Source organism: Ancylobacter gelatini (genome assembly GCF_022601675.1).
GTDB lineage: Bacteria > Pseudomonadota > Alphaproteobacteria > Rhizobiales > Xanthobacteraceae > Ancylobacter > Ancylobacter gelatini.
The window spans coordinates 195,460-211,018 of record NZ_JAKVIL010000004.1 but is presented as its reverse complement, the minus strand read 5'-3'; the positions used below and the strand labels follow the sequence as shown (position 1 = coordinate 211,018).

Genomic DNA, 15,559 nt, shown 5'->3' with positions numbered 1-15,559 from the left:
TGTACAAAGCGGGACGCAGGGTGAAGGGCTATGCCTGTCCGCGCGAGTGGATGAGTCTGTGCCCAGAACAACGGTAAGGTTGCGCACCAAATGACTGTTAGTGTCCGGTTTTTGAGTAAAATGGCTTCGGTGGTCGGTGTAGTGGCACTGATGGCTGTGGCTGGGGTCGCCGGATCCGTCGTCGTGCCTGTCAGCGCCGTTGCGCAGACTGCCAGTTCCATCGTCGTCGAAGGCAATCGCCGCGTTGACGCCGAGACCATCCGCTCCTACTTCGCGACGCAGCCGGGTCAGCCGCTGACCGCTGCCAAGATCGACGAGGCGCTGAAGTCGCTCTATGCGACCGGTCTTTTCTCCGATGTCACCATCAGCCACAGCGGTGGCCGTCTGATCGTGCGCGTGGCCGAGAACGAGGTCGTCAACCGCGTCGCCTTCGAGGGCAACAAGAAGATCAAGGACGAGCAGCTCGCCAGCGAGGTGCAGTCCAAGTCCCGCGCGCCATTCTCCAAGACCACGGTGCAGGCCGATACCCAGCGCATCATCGAGCTGTATCGCCGCTCGGGGCGCTATGACGTGCGCGTCGAGCCCAAGACCATTGATCGCGGGCAGGGTCGCGTTGATCTCGTTTTCGAGATTACCGAGGGTGAGAAGCTCGGCATTGCTGGCATCGCGTTCGTGGGCAACAAGGCGTTCCCGGACTACAAGCTCAAGGACGAGATGACCACGACCGAGACCAATTGGCTCTCGTGGCTCAAGAACACCGACGTCTATGACGTCGACCGCATCAACAACGATCAGGAACTGCTGCGCCGCTTCTACCTGAAGAACGGCTATGCCGATTTCCGCATCGTCTCCGTGACTGCCGACCTCGATCGCGCCAAGGAAGGGTTCATCCTGACCTATGTGCTGGATGAGGGTCCGCAGTACCGCGTGGGCGATGTCGATGTCGTTTCCGGCATCAAGGACGTGCAGCCCGCCACCATCCGCTCCGCGCTGCGTGTGCAGAAGGGCCAGGTCTACAACGCCGATCTGGTCGAGAAGTCGGTTGAGAACGCGACCATCGAAGTCTCGAAGGCCGGTTACGCTTTCGCTCAGGTGCGGCCGCGCGGCGATCGCAACGTCGAGAACCGCACCATTTCGCTGGTGTTCGCGGTGGAAGAAGGTCCTCGCGTCTATATCGAGCGTATCGAAATCCGCGGCAACACCCGTACTCGCGACTGGGTCATTCGCCGCGAGTTCGATCTTGCCGAAGGCGACGCCTATAATCGCGTGCTGATCGACCGCGCCGAACGCCGTCTGCGCAATCTCGGCTACTTCAAGGATGTGAAGATCACCAACGAGCCCGGCACCGCGCCGGACCGCGTGATCCTCGTCGTGCAGGTCGAAGACCAGCCGACCGGCGAGTTCTCGATCTCGGGCGGCTATTCCACGACGGACGGCTTCATCGGCGAAGTCGCGGTTTCGGAGAAGAACTTCCTTGGCCGTGGCCAGTATGTGCGCCTTGCCGGTTCGCTGGGCGAGAACGTGCAGGGCGCCGAGTTCAGCTTCACCGAGCCCTATTTCCTCGACTACCGCGTTGCGGCCGGCTTCGATCTGTCCTGGAAGGAAACCACCGAGACCGATTACAGCCCCTACGATACGTCAACCGCCGCCGGCACCTTGCGCCTCGGCCTGCCGCTCACCGACGAGCTGACGCTGGGTCTGCGCTATACCTTGTCGCGCAAGGAAATTTCGATCAACGAATGCCCGAGCTACTACTCGGCCGCGGAGTGCCTCTCGTTCGGTTACTACAATGACGTTTCGTGGGCGCTGCGCGAGGTCAACAACGACCCGGCCATCACCTCGGCGATCGGCTACACGCTGTCCTACAACATGCTGGACAATAATCTTGAGCCGACAAGCGGTTACCTGCTTGAGCTCAAGCAGGACTTTGCCGGCCTCGGCGGCGATGTGAACTATCTGCGGTCGACCTTCGACTCCCGCTGGTACATCCCCGTCTATGGTGACTTCGTCCTGATGCTGCGCGGCCAGGCCGGTAACATCACCTCGTGGGGTGGCGAGAACCTGCGTATCCTCGATAACTTCTTCAAGGGTCCGGACCTCGTTCGCGGCTTCGAGCCCAACGGCATCGGCCCGCGCGACCTTGCGTCGGGCGGCTATGATGAGGAACCGGACGCGCTGGGTGGCACGCTCTACTGGGGCACCACGGCCGAGCTGCAGTTCCCGCTGTCCTTCCTGCCCAAGGAACTCGGGCTGAAGGCCGCTGTGTTCGCCGATGCAGGCTCGCTCTGGGACTATCAGGGTGACACCACCTTCACCAACATTGCCGGCTGGGAAAACAACCTGACCGACTGTTCGGCGATTGCCGGCTCCAGCACGCAGGGCCTGAACAATGTCTGCGTCGCCGATAGCGACATGATCCGGTCCTCGGTCGGCGTGAGCCTGATCTGGAAGTCGCCCTTCGGCCCGCTGCGCTTCGACTATGCCTGGGCGCTGACCAAGGAAGACTACGACGAGACGCAGGCTTTCCGCTTCAGCGGCGGTACCCGCTTCTGATATTCTGATCCGGCTTGAGAGTTGATCGGCGGTCCGGGTTCTCCGGGCCGCCGGTTCGTTTGATCGACAAGGGGCGGTGTGCTTCAGCATGAGCGATCCGGTCTTCCATGCCGTCCCGGTTCCGCTGTCGCTTGACGACATCGGCGCGCTTGTCGGCGGCACGGTGGGCGAGGGCGCCGATCCGGCGCTTCGCGTGACCGGCGTCGCCTCGCTCGAAGGCGCGGGGCCGACCGACCTCACCTATATGGACGGCGCGCGCAACGTGCCCGCACTGGCCGCGACCCGTGCCGGTGTCTGTCTCGTCATTGCCCGGTACGCCTCCCATGTCCCGGCCGGTACCGCTGCGGTCGTGGTCGACAAGCCGCATGCCGCCTTCGTCGCGATCGCGCGGCGGCTCCATGCCGACATGCTGCGTCCGGGCCCGGTCTTCGCACAGCACGGCGTCGCCGCCGGCGCCGTGGTCCACCCGCAGGCGCGACTTGAAGGCGACGTGACCATCGATCCGGGCGCGGTCATCGGCCCCGGCGCGGAGATCGGCGAGGGCACAAGCATCGCCGCCGGCGCCGTGATCGGGCCTGGCGTGCGCATCGGGCGCGGCTGCTCGATCGGGCCGGGCGCCTCCTTGCTCCATGCGCTGCTCGGCGACCGCGTGATCGTGCATCCCGGTGCGCGCATCGGGCAGGATGGCTTCGGCTATCTGGGAGGTGCCAGCCACGCCAAGATTCCGCAGATCGGCCGTGTCGTGATCCAGGACGACGTCGAAATCGGCGCCGGCACCGCGATTGATCGCGGCGGGCTTCGCGACACCGTGATCGGCGAGGGCACCAAGATCGACAATCTGGTACAGATCGCCCACAACGTGGTGATCGGGCGCCACTGCATCATCGTCTCGCAGACCGGCATCGCCGGCAGCGCGACGCTGGGCGACTATGTGGTGCTCGGCGGCCAGGTTGGCGTGATCGGCCATGTGCGGATCGGCGACGGCTCGCGCATCGCGGCGACCAGCAATGTCAAGGACGACGTGCCGGCCGGCGTGGAATGGGGCGGCTCGCCGGCAAAGCCGATGCGTGAGTGGTTTCGAGAAGTGATGGCGGTCCAGCGGCTCGGGCGCGGGGAGGCGCCGGGCGGACCGAAAAGCGTACAGGAAGGACAAACGGGGAAATGAACGCTCCGACCGAAGGCGCGCTGGGGAGCGCCGATATCCAGAAAATTCTCGCGGCGCTGCCGCATCGCTATCCGTTTCTCATGATCGACAAGATCGTCGGCATCGAGGGTGACAAGCGCGCCATCGGCATCAAGAACGTGTCGGCCAACGAGCCGCATTTTCAGGGCCATTTCCCGGAAAACCCGGTCATGCCGGGCGTACTGATCCTCGAAGGCATGGCCCAGACCGCCGGCACGATCTGCCTGCTGGGTCAGCCCGGCGCGGCGGCGCCCACGCGGGTCTATTTCATGACCATCGACAAGGCGAAGTTCCGCAAGCCGGTGCTGCCGGGCGATGTGCTCGAATACCACATGACGCAGATGAGCAAGCGCCGGAACATGTGGTGGTTCCGGGGCGAGGCCAAGGTGGACGGGCAACTCGTCGCCGAGGCGGAAGTCGGCGCGATGATTTCGCGCGAAGGAGCAAAATGACCGACAAGGTGAAGATCGACCCCACGGCGCGCGTCGAGGATGGCGCCAGGCTGGGTGAGGGTGTCGAGATCGGCCCGTTCTGCACGGTCGGCGCGAATGTCGAGCTCGGTGCGGGGGTGAAGCTCATCTCCCATGTCGCTCTGGCCGGCCACACCACAATCGGTGAGGGCGGGGTCATCTATCCGTTCGCCTCTCTCGGGTTTCCCCCGCAATCCTACCACTACAAGGGCGAGCCGAGCCGGTTGATCATCGGTCGCAACTGCATCATCCGCGAGCAGGTCACCATGAATCCCGGTACCGCCGGCGGTGCGATGGAGACGGTTGTCGGCGATAATTGCATGTTCATGGTCAGCACCCACGTCGCCCATGACTGCGTGGTCGGCAACGGGGTGGTGTTCGCCAATGGTGCCACGCTGGGCGGCCATGTCACGGTCGGCGACAATGTGTTCATCGGCGGGCTGGCGGCGGTCCACCAGTTCACGCGCATCGGTGAAGGTGCGATGGTCGGCGGCATGTGCGGCGTGCATTTCGACATTATCCCCTTCGGCCTGATGATGGAGGGCCATCCGGGGCTGCGCTCGCTGAACTATACCGGGCTTAAGCGTCGTGGCATGACGCTGGTGCAGCGTCGCCAGCTCCAGGCCGCGTATCGCGAGCTGTTCTACGGCGCCGGCACGCTGTCGGAGCGAACCGAGCGTGTGGCCGAGACCTATGGCGACAATGCCCATGTCATGACGATCGTCGCGTTCGTGCGCAGTGCCGGCAAGCGCCGCCTCACCGTTCCCGCCGATGCCGACGACCATGCCGCCGAGCCCGCGGCGGCCTGATCTCGGGCCGGGCGCGGGCGAGCCCGGCGGAGAGCCGCTCGCCATCATCTGCGGCGGCGGCTCCTTCCCGCTGGCGGTTGCGGCCGCGGCGCGGCGAAGCGGGCGGCAGGTCGTCCTCTTTCCGTTGCGCGGCTTTGCCGACCCCGAAGTCGAGCGCTGGCCCCATGTCTGGGTTCCGATCGGCCGCTTCGGCACGCTGACCGCCGAACTGCGCCGCCATGGCTGCCGCGACGTGGTGATGATCGGCAATGTGTTGCGCCCGCGCATCCGCGACATCCGGCTGGACTGGACCACGATCCGGATGTTCCCGCGTGTGTTCTCCATGCTGCGCGGCGGTGACGATCACCTGCTGACCAGCATCGCCCGGCTGTTCGAGGAGGCCGGCTTCCGGCTGCTCGGTGCCCACGAGGTGGCGCCGGAGATGCTGATCCCTGCCGGCCAGCTTGGCGCGCGCGTGCCCTCGCAGGAGGCGCTTGACGATATCGCCACCGGCCGCAGCGTGCTTGGCGTCACCGGACCGCTCGATATCGGGCAGGGTGTGGTGGTGATGAACCGTCATGTCGTGGCGCTGGAGGCGGCGGAGGGCACCGATCTCATGCTCGCGCGCGTCGCCGAGCTGCGCGCCAATGGCCGCATAAAGATGCCGACGCCCTGCGGCGTGCTGGTGAAGCGCCCCAAGGCCGGGCAGGACAGGCGCATCGACATGCCCTCGCTCGGTCCCCGCACGGTGGAGGGCGCCGCCCGCGCCGGGCTGGCCGGCATCGCGGTTGAGGCCGGCGGGGTGATCGTCACCGATGTCGAAGCGCTGTTGCGTGCGGCCGATACCGCCGGCCTGTTCATCTATGCCTTTGCGGCCGACGCGGCGTCGGAGGCCGCGACGTGAGCGAGTTGCGGCCGCTCGACGTCTTCCTCGTCGCCGGCGAGGAATCCGGCGATACGCTGGCGGCGGGGCTGATGGCGGAACTCGCCGCGCTCTCGCCCGGCGGCGTGCGGTTTCGCGGCGTCGGCGGCGCGCGGATGCAGGCGCAGGGCCTCGCCAGCCTGTTCCCCATGGAGGATATCACCGCCATGGGCTTCGCACAGGTGATTGGCGGCCTGCCGCGAATTCTCAATCGCATGAGCCGGACCGTGGAGGCGATCCTCGCGGCGCCGCCGGACGTTCTGGTGATGGTCGACGCGCCGGATTTCACGCATCGCGTGGCGCGCCGTGTCCGCGCCCGGCGGCCTGAACTGCCCATCGTGAAATATGTCGCGCCCACAGTCTGGGTGTGGCGGCCGGGCCGGGCGAAGGCCATGGCGCCGGATTTCGACCGCGTACTGGCGTTGCTGCCGTTCGAGCCCGAGGAAATGCAACGGCTCGGCGGCCCGCCGACCACCTATGTCGGCCATCCGCTGCTGGGGGAACTCGACCAACTGCGCCCCGACGCCGCGGACGCATTGCGCCGCGAGGCCGCCCCGCCTGTCGTGCTGGTGCTGCCGGGGAGCCGGCGCGCCGAACTCAGCCGTCTCGGCACGGCGTTTGGCGAGGTGCTGGCGGACCTCAAGGCGAACGGTCCGGAGGTGGAACTCGTGCTGCCGACCCTGCCGCGTCGTCTCGCGCAGGTCGAAGACATGGTGGCCGGGTGGCGGGTGAAGCCGCGCCTCGTGGTGGATGAGGACGAAAAGCGCGGCTGGTTCCGCAAGGCCCGCGCCGCTCTGGCCGCCTCGGGCACGGTGACGCTGGAAATGGCGCTGGCCGGCATTCCCACCGTCGCGGCCTATCGCGTGCCGTGGCTGGAGGGGCGGATCGCCCCCTACATCATCCGGGTCAAGACCGCGATCCTGCCGAATTTGATCCTCGGCGAGAACGCCATGCCGGAATATTTGCAGTGGCATATCGATCCGCCGGCCATGGCTGCGCAGTTGCGCCGCCTGATTGAGGGCGGGGCGGAACGGGAGGCGCAGCTTGCCGCCTTTGCGCGGCTCGACGCGATCATGGGGCAGGACGGCGAGAGCCCGAGCCGCCACGCTGCGCGCGCTGTGCTGGAGACGCTCGCGGCCCGCTGACCTTGCCGTCATCCGATCGGGGCACCGTCGTCGACACAAAAAACCCCGCCTTCCACTGACCGGAAGGTGGGGTTTTTGTTGGTCGAGGGGCGGCTGGGCCCAAGAGTCCCGCGCCGCCGCTACTTATCGCTCACTTGCGGCGGGCGATCGGGATGTAGTCGCGCGAGGTCGCGCCGGTATAGAGCTGGCGCGGACGACCGATGCGCTGGCCCGGATCCTCGATCATTTCCTTCCACTGGCCGATCCAGCCCACGGTGCGGGCGAGGGCGAACAGCACGGTGAACATGGAGGTCGGGAAGCCGAGCGCGCGCAGCGTGATGCCCGAATAGAAGTCGATATTCGGGTAGAGCTTGCGCTCGACGAAATACTCGTCCTGCAGCGCGATGCGCTCCAGTTCGACCGCGATGTCGAGCAGCGGATCGTCCTTGATGCCGAGTTCGCCGAGCACCTCATGGCAGGTCTTCTGCATGATCTTGGCGCGCGGATCGTAGTTCTTGTACACGCGATGGCCGAAGCCCATCAGGCGGAACGGATCGTTCTTGTCCTTGGCGCGCTTGATATATTCGGGGATGCGGTCCACCGAGCCGATTTCGCCGAGCATCTTGAGCGCCGCCTCGTTGGCGCCGCCATGCGCGGGTCCCCACAGGCAGGCGATGCCGGCGGCGATACAGGCGAAGGGGTTGGCGCCGGAGGAGCCGGCGAGGCGCACGGTCGAGGTCGAGGCATTCTGCTCGTGATCGGCGTGCAGGATGAAGATGCGGTCGATGGCGCGCGAGAGGATCGGGTTGACCTTGTACTCCTCGCAGGGCACCGAGAAGCACATGCGCAGGAAGTTCGACGAATAGTCGAGGTCGTTCTTGGGATAAACGAACGGCTGGCCGACGGTGTACTTGTAGGCCATGGCCGCCAGCGTCGGCATCTTAGCAATCATGCGGATCGAGGCGATCATGCGCTGCTGCGGATCGGCGATGTCGGTGCTGTCGTGATAGAAGGCCGAGAGCGCGCCGACCGAAGCGACCAGAACGGCCATGGGGTGCGCGTCGCGACGGAAGCCGTGGAAGAACCGGCTCATCTGTTCATGCACCATGGTGTGGCGCGTGACGCGGTAATCGAAATCGGCCTTCTGCGCCGCCGTGGGCAACTCCCCGTAAAGCAGAAGGTAGCAGGTCTCGAGGAAGTCGCCGCTTTCGGCGAGCTGTTCGATCGGGTAGCCGCGATAGAGCAGGATGCCTTCGTCGCCGTCGATATAGGTGATCGAGCTTTCGCAGCTCGCGGTCGAGGTAAAGCCGGGGTCGTAGGTGAACATCCCGGTCTGGCCGTAGAGCTTGCCGATGTCGACCACGTCCGGGCCGATGCTTCCCTTCAGGATCGGGAGATCCCAACTCTGCTCGCCAATGGTCAGAGTGGCGGATTTCGCCGAATTGCCGTTACTGGCGTCCATGCGGATCTCCCTGAAGCAAATGGACCGATATGTCGGTGGGTTGGGACGTTACGGTGCGTGACCCTGCATGCCTGTTCTGAAGGGTGCCGCGCCGCGCGTTATTGGCATGCGTCGCCGGAAGGCGGGGTGCCCTCCTCTGGCCCGATTTCCCAAGTGGTAGCGGTTTCGCCTGCTGCTCGCAAGCGCAGCGAATGAGGTATCTGAGGGTTGCCAGATGCTTCACTCGCCTTGGCTTTCGGTATTTCGCAGTTGCATCATATCCATGCTGGAGCGGGATCATCCAATAGTCGAGGCCGCCTGGTCGGCGAGGCGCGCCATCGCCTCTTCCTTGCCCAGAACCGCCAGAACGTCGAAGATCCCCGGCGAGGTGGTGCGCCCGGTCATCGCCGCGCGCAGCGGCTGGGCGATGGCGCCGAGCTTGACGCCAGCGGCTTCCGCAGCGGCGCGCACGGCGGCCTCGGTGCTGGCGGCCGACCAGTCGGAAACCTTCGCCAGTTCCGTGCCCGCCGCCGCCAGCAGCGCGCGCGCGTCCGGGGTGAGCAGGGCGCGTGCCTTGTCTTCCATCGCCAGCGGCCGGGCGCGCCAGATATAGGAGGCGCTGTCGATCAGCTCGACCAGCGTCTTGGCTCGCTCCTTGAGGCCGGGCATGGCGGCGAGGAGCTGCGCGTGGCGTTCCGGAGTCAGGGCATCCGCCAACTCGGCGCCGTTGGGCAGGTGGGGAATGAGCGCATCGATCGCGGCCACCAGTTCGGCGTCCGGGGTGGCGCGCATATAGTGGCCGTTGACGTTCTCCAGCTTGGCGAAATCGAAGCGCGCGGCCGAGCGGCCCACTCGATCGAGGTCGAACAGCGTGCTCATTTCCTCGGTCGAGAAGATCTCCTGGTCGCCGTGGCTCCAGCCGAGCCGCACCAGATAATTGCGCAGCGCCGCGGGAAGATAGCCCATGGCGCGATAGGCATCGACGCCGAGCGCGCCATGGCGCTTGGACAGCTTGGCGCCATCCGCGCCGTGGATCAGCGGGATATGGGCCATCTTCGGCACCCCCCAGCCCAGCGCATGGTAGATTTGCGTCTGGCGCGCGGCATTGGTGAGGTGGTCGTCGCCGCGGATGATGTGGGTGACGCCCATGTCGTGGTCGTCGACCACCACCGAGAGCATGTAGGTCGGCGTGCCATCCGAGCGCAGCAGCACGAGGTCGTCGAGTTCCTTGTTCTGGAACACGACGCGGCCCTGGACGAGATCGTCGATCACGGTCTCGCCTTCGGTCGGGGCCTTGAGGCGGATGGCGGGCTTGGCGCCGGCCGGCGCTTCGGAGGGGTTGCGGTCGCGCCAACGCCCGTCATAGCGCGGGGCGCGGCCCTCCTTGCGGGCCAGTTCGCGCATCTCTTCCAACTCCTGCGCCGTGGCGTAGCAGGGATAGGCGCGGCCGGCGGCGATCATCTGCTCCACGGCCTCGCGGTGCCGCGCGGCGCGGGCGAATTGGTAGACCACGTCGCCGGACCAATCGATGCCGAGCCATTTCAGCCCGTCGATGATGGCTTCGATGGCTTCGGGCGTCGAGCGCTGGCGGTCGGTGTCCTCGATGCGCAGCAGCATGGTGCCGCCCTTGGCGCGGGCATAGAGCCAGTTGAACAGCGCGGTACGGGCGCCGCCGATGTGCAAAAAGCCGGTGGGCGAGGGGGCGAAGCGGGTAACGACCTTTTCGGACATATCAATTCCGTCTCGCGCCGCGGAAATCAGGCGGGCCAAAGCATAGCGGGCGCGGACGGTGCGTGTACCATAGGTCCGTGACAGGGGAAAAGGCACAGGATCGGCCGCCGGCTGCATCAGGTGTCTGCAAGCGCCGGAGTGGGGCGTGGGAGCCGGGGGCGGGTATCGTCCGGAGCAGGGGAGCATCGCTCCGGCGCGCATCGGCGCCCGGGCGGCGGGCGAGGTCGCGCGCGGTCCCGCCGCCGGCCTGCCCTTTCTGCCGGAAGGGCTCGCCGGGCGGCTTCCGGCGGTGCTGGCGACGACGCTGGCGCGCGAGGTCGAGGACAGGCGCGGCTTTCTCTACGCCGTCATCGGCTTCGGCATCGGCGTGGCGCTCTATTTCGGGGCCGAGCACGAGCCGATGGCCTATGTCGCGCTGGTGCCGGCCGTGCTGTTCACCGCGCTGGCCTGGCTGGCCCGGGCGCGGCCCGGGGCGTTCCACCTGTTCGCGCTGGCGGCGGCGGTCTCCTGCGGCTTTGCCGTGGCGAGCTTTCAGGTCCAGCGCATCGCCCATCCGGTGCTTGGTGAAACGCTGACCGCGGTCAAGGTCTCGGGCTTCGTCGAGGCACGCGAGCGGCGCATGCGCGGCAGCCGCATCACGCTCCTCGTCACCGGCATCGAACGCCGGCTGAGTGCGGTGCCGCAGCGCGTGCGCGTGACGCTGGCCGCGCGTGTCGCCCCGCCGATCGGCAGTCATGTAACGCTGCGAGCCACGCTGTCTCCGCCGCCCGGCGCGACCTGGCCCGGCGGTTTCGATTTCGGCCGCGCCGCCTGGTTCGACGGGATCGGCGCCACCGGCTTTGCGCTGGGCAAGGCGCAGGACAGCGCCGCGCCCGGCCCGGTGCCGCTGTCGCTGCGCCTTGGCGCCTGGCTGGATGCGCGACGAAACGAGATGGCGGCGCGCATCAGTGCCAGCCTGCCCGGCGCGTCCGGCGGCATCGCCGTGGCTCTCGTTACGGGCCTGCGCGACGCGGTGCCCGAGCCGATCGAGGAGAGCATGCGCGTGTCCGGCCTGTCGCATGTGCTGTCGATCTCCGGCCTGCACATGGCACTGGTGGCGACCACGGTGTTCTTCCTGGTGCGGGCGCTGCTCGCGCTGTTTCCGCCGCTGGCGCTGCGCTACCCGATCAGGGCCTGGGCAGCGGTGCCGGCGGCGCTGGCCGCGACCTATTATCTCTTGCTGTCGGGCGCCGAGGTGCCGACGCAGCGTTCCTATGTAATGACGCTGCTGGTGCTGGCCGGCGTCATCGCCGCGCGCCCGGCGCTGACCCTGCGCACGCTGGCGCTGGCGGCGCTGGCGGTGCTGGTGATGACGCCGTGGGCGATCCTCGACCCCGGCGCGCAGATGTCGTTTGCCGCGACTCTGGCGCTGGTGGCGGCCTATGAGCGCTTCGGCCACCGGCTTTCCGCACCGGCGGGGAGGGCGGCGGGCGGTCGCGGGATAGGCGGCAGCCTCATGGGCATGCCGGTGCGCTATGTCGCGGCGCTGCTGCTGACCTCGCTCGCGGCGGGGCTTGCCACCGCGCCCTATGCCGCTTTCCATTTTCACCGGCTGGCGCCCCTGAGCCTTGTCGCAAATCTCGCCGCCATGCCGCTGGTGTCGTTCATCATCATGCCGGCCGGACTCGTCGGTTGTCTGCTCATGCCGTTCGGCTGGGACGGCGCGGCGTGGTGGGCGATGGGCTGGGGCATCGACGCCATGGTGGCGGTATCGCAGGCCGTTGCGGCGCTACCGGGTGCCGATAGCGGCATCCGCGCCATGCCGGCGGCGAGCATGGTCCTGCTGAGCGGGATGGTGATCGCGCTGTGTCTCGCGCGCAGCTGGCTGATCGTGCTGGCGCCCGCCATGCTCATCGGCGCGCTCTGGTTCGGCTGGCGTGCGCCGCTGCCCGATGTTCTGGTCGACCCGCAGGCGCGAACGGTCGCGGTGCGTGGCGCCGATGGCCGGCTCCAGGTGATGGGCGACCGCGATGCCGGGCTGGAGCGTCGTTTCGCCGTCGAGCAATGGCGCGGCATGGAGGGCGAGCGCGGCGCGGCCGGCCCCTCGCCCGATGCCGCCGCGCCGCGCTGCGATGCCGAGGGGTGCACATTGGCGACGTCGAATGGCCAGCGCGTGGCTCTGTCCCGCGGCCCGGATTCACTCGCCGATGACTGCCGCCTCGCGGCGCTGCTGGTAACGAAGGTCCCGCCGCCCGAGGGATGCGCGGCGCAGGTGCTGCGCATCGATCCGCGTCGGCAGAATGGCGGGCTGGCCCTGTTTGCCCGGCCTGACGGAGGCTGGCGTGTCGAGGCAGCACGGCCCCGGCAGCCGAGACGGCTCTGGCATCCCGGCTTCGGCCAGAGCGAACGCGTCGCCCCGCCCGGAGTGGAAGGAACGGCAACCGGGGCGCCCATTCCGTCGCCCGAGACCACCTCCGAAGACGCGGCGAGGCCCTAGAGAAAATAGCGCTGGACGATCCGCCCCTCACATGACGGACAGAGGCGGAACCGGCGCCCGAAATGTCGGACGCTCCCGAACCGCCGGCCTCAGTAGCGGCGGAACAGCCCGACCAGCCGGCCCTGGATGCGCACGCGGTCGGGGCCGAAGATGCGGGTCTCATAGGCCGGGTTCGCGGCTTCCAGCGCGATGGAGGCGCCCTTGCGGCGCAGGCGCTTCAGCGTGGCTTCCTCGTCATCGATCAGCGCGACCACGATGTCGCCAGTATTGGCGCTGTCGCTCTTGCGGATCAGAGCGAGGTCGCCATCCAGAATGCCAGCCTCGATCATCGAATCGCCGCGCACTTCGAGCGCGAAATGCTCGCCGGCGGAGAGCATTTCCGGCGGCATGGAAATGGTGTGGTCCCGCGATTGAATCGCCGAGATAGGCGTGCCGGCGGCGATGCGGCCCATCACCGGGATCGGGATCGGACGGCCGCCATCTTCTTCGTTCTGCGGGGGCACGCGGCCGAGGCTGCCTTCGATGACGCTCGGGGCGAACTGGCGCGCCGCGGCGCGGGGCGCCTGCGTCGCTTCGGGAAGGCGGATGACTTCAAGCGCCCGGGCACGATTGGGAAGGCGGCGGATGAAGCCGCGCTCTTCCAGCGCCGTGATCAGACGATGGATGCCGGACTTCGACCGGAGATCCAGTGCTTCCTTCATCTCCTCAAAGGAGGGCGGGACGCCGGTCTCCTTCAGGCGTTCATTGATGAAGTGAAGCAGCTCATGCTGTTTGCGGGTGAGCATAGGGCATTCGTCTCTTGCGGGAGGGCGGCGCCGGGGTGAACCAAATCAGCGAAACAAATCACGAACAAACCATATCCGTTCTTTTTGTGTTCTACAATGGGTAAACAAATCGCCAATGTCGGTCCGGCTGCCCCGCCGGTTCTGCCGAGAAACGAGGCAGGGGCGCCTAATGTATGCAATGGCTCTCGCCGTGCTCAAGTGGTATGCAGTCCGGGAAGTGTCGTGTCGGGGGCGCCGTTGTTCGCAACTGTCGAGGAAATCGTCGCGGGGCATCGCGCCGGAACATTCCACCCGTCCCAGACCGTGGCGGACTGCCTGGCGCGAATCGAGGCACATGGCGATCCGGCCATCTTTACCGCCATCAGCTCGCCACAGGCCATTGCCGCCGCGCTGAAGGCGCTGGAAGGCATCGATCCCGCGACGCTGCCGCTCTATGGCGTGCCCTTCGCGGTGAAGGACAATATCGACGTCGCCGGCCTGCCCACGACCTGCGCCTGCCCGGATTTCGGCTATGACGCCACGCATGATTCCGGCGCCGTCGCCCGGCTGCGACGCGCCGGGGCCATCGTCATCGGTAAGACCAACCTTGACCAGTTCGCCACCGGGCTGAACGGCACGCGCTCGCCCTATGGCACGCCGGTGAACGCGATGCGGGCCGATCTGGTGCCGGGTGGCTCGTCCTCCGGCTCGGCGGTGGCGGTGGCGGCCGGGCTGCTGCCGTTCGCCCTGGGCACGGACACGGCCGGCTCCGGGCGCGTGCCCGCGGGGCTGAACAATATTGTCGGCCTGAAGCCTAGTCTCGGCGTGGTCTCCACCAATGGCGTGGTGCCGGCCTGCCGCTCGCTCGATTGCGTGTCGGTGTTCGCGCTCAATGTGGAGGATGCCCTCGCCGTGCTCGCCGCCATGGCCGGGCCGGACGAGAACGATCCGTTCTCGCGCCCCCTGCCGCTGGGCGCGCGGGGCGCCTTTCCGGTGCGTCCGCGCCTTGCCGTGCCCCGCGTGCGGGACCGCGTGAGTTTCGGCGATCGCGTGTCGGAGGCCGCTTTCGAGCGCGCCATTGCGCGGATGAGCGAACTCGGCGCGAGCCTCGTCGAGATCGAGATGGAGCCGTTCTACGAAACCGCGCGGCTGCTCTATGAGGGCCCGTGGGTGGCCGAGCGTTTCGCCGCTGTCGGTTCCTTTCTCGAATCGCGGCCGAATTCCTTTGATCCGTCCGTGCGGGCCATCGTCGAGCAGGGGCGGGGATTCTCCGCGGTTGACGCCTTTCGCGGCCGCTACCGCCTCGCTGAGCTGAAGGCGATCGCCGACAAGGTGCTGGCGGGTTTCGACGCGCTCATGGTGCCGACCATGCCCACGGTCTACACGGTGGCGCAGATGCGCGCGGACCCGATCCGGCTCAACAGCCATCTCGGCGTCTACACCAATTTCGTGAATCTGCTCGACATGTGCGGCCTCGCCGTGCCGTCGGAAATCCGCGACGACGGCGCCCCGTTCGGCATCACGCTGCTCGCGCCGGCCGGGCGCGATGCCCATCTGGCGGCGCTCGGCTCGCGCTTTCATGCCGCGAGCGGGCTCACCATGGGCGCGACCGGGCGCGGCCTGCCCTCGACCCCGGACGTTCCCGCCCGGGCCGCGCCGGGCTTCCTGGAGATCGCGCTGTTCGGCGCTCACCTGTCGGGCCTGCCGCTGAATGTCGATCTGCTCGCGGCGGGCGGCGTGCTGCTGCGGTCGGCGCGGACCAGCGCGGACTACCAGCTCTATCTGCTGCCGGAGGGCCGCGTGCGGCGGCCGGGGCTGCTGCGCGGCCGGCCGGGCAGCGGCGCGCCGATCGATTGCGAGATCTGGGCGCTGCCGGCGGCGGCCTATGGCCGTTTCGTCGCGGCGATTCCCGCGCCGCTCGGGCTGGGAACGGTCGAGCTGGAAGATGGCGGCCAGGTTAAGGGCTTCGTGCTGGAGGCCGTCGCTGCCGGCTCCGCCCGGGATATCACCGCTTTCGGCGGCTGGAAGGCCTTCCTCGCGGACGAGGTGGCCAAGCGCAATGCCGCCAGCTTTGCGCGAGGATGAGGACGTTCGCCTGTCCGTTTAA

The 15,559-nt window shown here is 67.5% G+C and carries 11 protein-coding genes; 8 read left to right on the top strand and 3 right to left on the bottom strand.

The features are described from left to right. Positions 1 to 90 precede the first annotated feature (90 nt). The 6 genes from bamA to lpxB all read left to right on the top strand — a co-directional run bounded on the left by bamA (position 91) and on the right by lpxB (position 7,061). Complete coding sequence (bamA, locus tag MKI84_RS09320; RefSeq protein ID WP_425353818.1) at positions 91 to 2,553, top strand: outer membrane protein assembly factor BamA; 2,463 nt, start codon at positions 91 to 93, stop codon at positions 2,551 to 2,553. 88 nt (positions 2,554 to 2,641) lie between these two features. Further along, positions 2,642 to 3,718: a UDP-3-O-(3-hydroxymyristoyl)glucosamine N-acyltransferase gene (gene lpxD / locus MKI84_RS09315; RefSeq protein WP_241618840.1), complete on the top strand. Its 1,077-nt coding sequence runs from the start codon at positions 2,642 to 2,644 to the stop codon at positions 3,716 to 3,718. Beyond that, complete coding sequence (fabZ, locus tag MKI84_RS09310) at positions 3,715 to 4,188, top strand: 3-hydroxyacyl-ACP dehydratase FabZ (RefSeq protein ID WP_241618838.1); 474 nt, start codon at positions 3,715 to 3,717, stop codon at positions 4,186 to 4,188. The genes lpxD and fabZ overlap by 4 nt, the downstream gene beginning before the upstream one ends. Continuing rightward, positions 4,185 to 5,015, top strand: a complete 831-nt coding sequence (gene lpxA / locus MKI84_RS09305; RefSeq protein ID WP_241618835.1) for an acyl-ACP--UDP-N-acetylglucosamine O-acyltransferase — start codon at positions 4,185 to 4,187, stop codon at positions 5,013 to 5,015. Before fabZ ends, lpxA begins: the two co-directional genes overlap by 4 nt. After that, positions 4,990 to 5,898: an LpxI family protein gene (locus MKI84_RS09300; protein WP_241618833.1), complete on the top strand. Its 909-nt coding sequence runs from the start codon at positions 4,990 to 4,992 to the stop codon at positions 5,896 to 5,898. The genes lpxA and MKI84_RS09300 overlap by 26 nt, the downstream gene beginning before the upstream one ends. Continuing rightward, a complete protein-coding gene (lpxB, locus tag MKI84_RS09295; RefSeq protein ID WP_241618831.1) occupies positions 5,895 to 7,061 on the top strand; it encodes a lipid-A-disaccharide synthase in 1,167 nt (388 codons plus the stop codon). Before MKI84_RS09300 ends, lpxB begins: the two co-directional genes overlap by 4 nt. 130 nt (positions 7,062 to 7,191) lie before the next feature. On the opposite strand, the gene gltA is transcribed toward lpxB, so the two are convergent. Both gltA and gltX read right to left on the bottom strand, forming a co-directional pair. Beyond that, positions 7,192 to 8,502: a citrate synthase gene (gltA, locus tag MKI84_RS09290; RefSeq protein ID WP_241618829.1), complete on the bottom strand. Its 1,311-nt coding sequence runs from the start codon at positions 8,500 to 8,502 to the stop codon at positions 7,192 to 7,194. Between the two features lie 276 nt (positions 8,503 to 8,778). Next, positions 8,779 to 10,212: a glutamate--tRNA ligase gene (gene gltX / locus MKI84_RS09285; protein WP_241618827.1), complete on the bottom strand. Its 1,434-nt coding sequence runs from the start codon at positions 10,210 to 10,212 to the stop codon at positions 8,779 to 8,781. A 145-nt stretch (positions 10,213 to 10,357) separates the two neighbouring features. Here gltX and MKI84_RS09280 point away from each other — a divergent pair, with 145 nt between their 5' ends. Continuing rightward, complete coding sequence (locus MKI84_RS09280; RefSeq protein WP_241618825.1) at positions 10,358 to 12,688, top strand: ComEC/Rec2 family competence protein; 2,331 nt, start codon at positions 10,358 to 10,360, stop codon at positions 12,686 to 12,688. 89 nt (positions 12,689 to 12,777) lie between these two features. Here the strand turns inward: MKI84_RS09280 and lexA are convergent, their stop codons facing one another. After that, positions 12,778 to 13,473, bottom strand: a complete 696-nt coding sequence (gene lexA / locus MKI84_RS09275) for a transcriptional repressor LexA (RefSeq protein WP_241618823.1) — start codon at positions 13,471 to 13,473, stop codon at positions 12,778 to 12,780. Positions 13,474 to 13,710: 237 nt separating this feature from the next. On the opposite strand from lexA, the gene atzF reads away from it, so the two are divergent. Then, complete coding sequence (gene atzF / locus MKI84_RS09270; protein WP_241618822.1) at positions 13,711 to 15,537, top strand: allophanate hydrolase; 1,827 nt, start codon at positions 13,711 to 13,713, stop codon at positions 15,535 to 15,537. Positions 15,538 to 15,559: the final 22 nt, after the last annotated feature.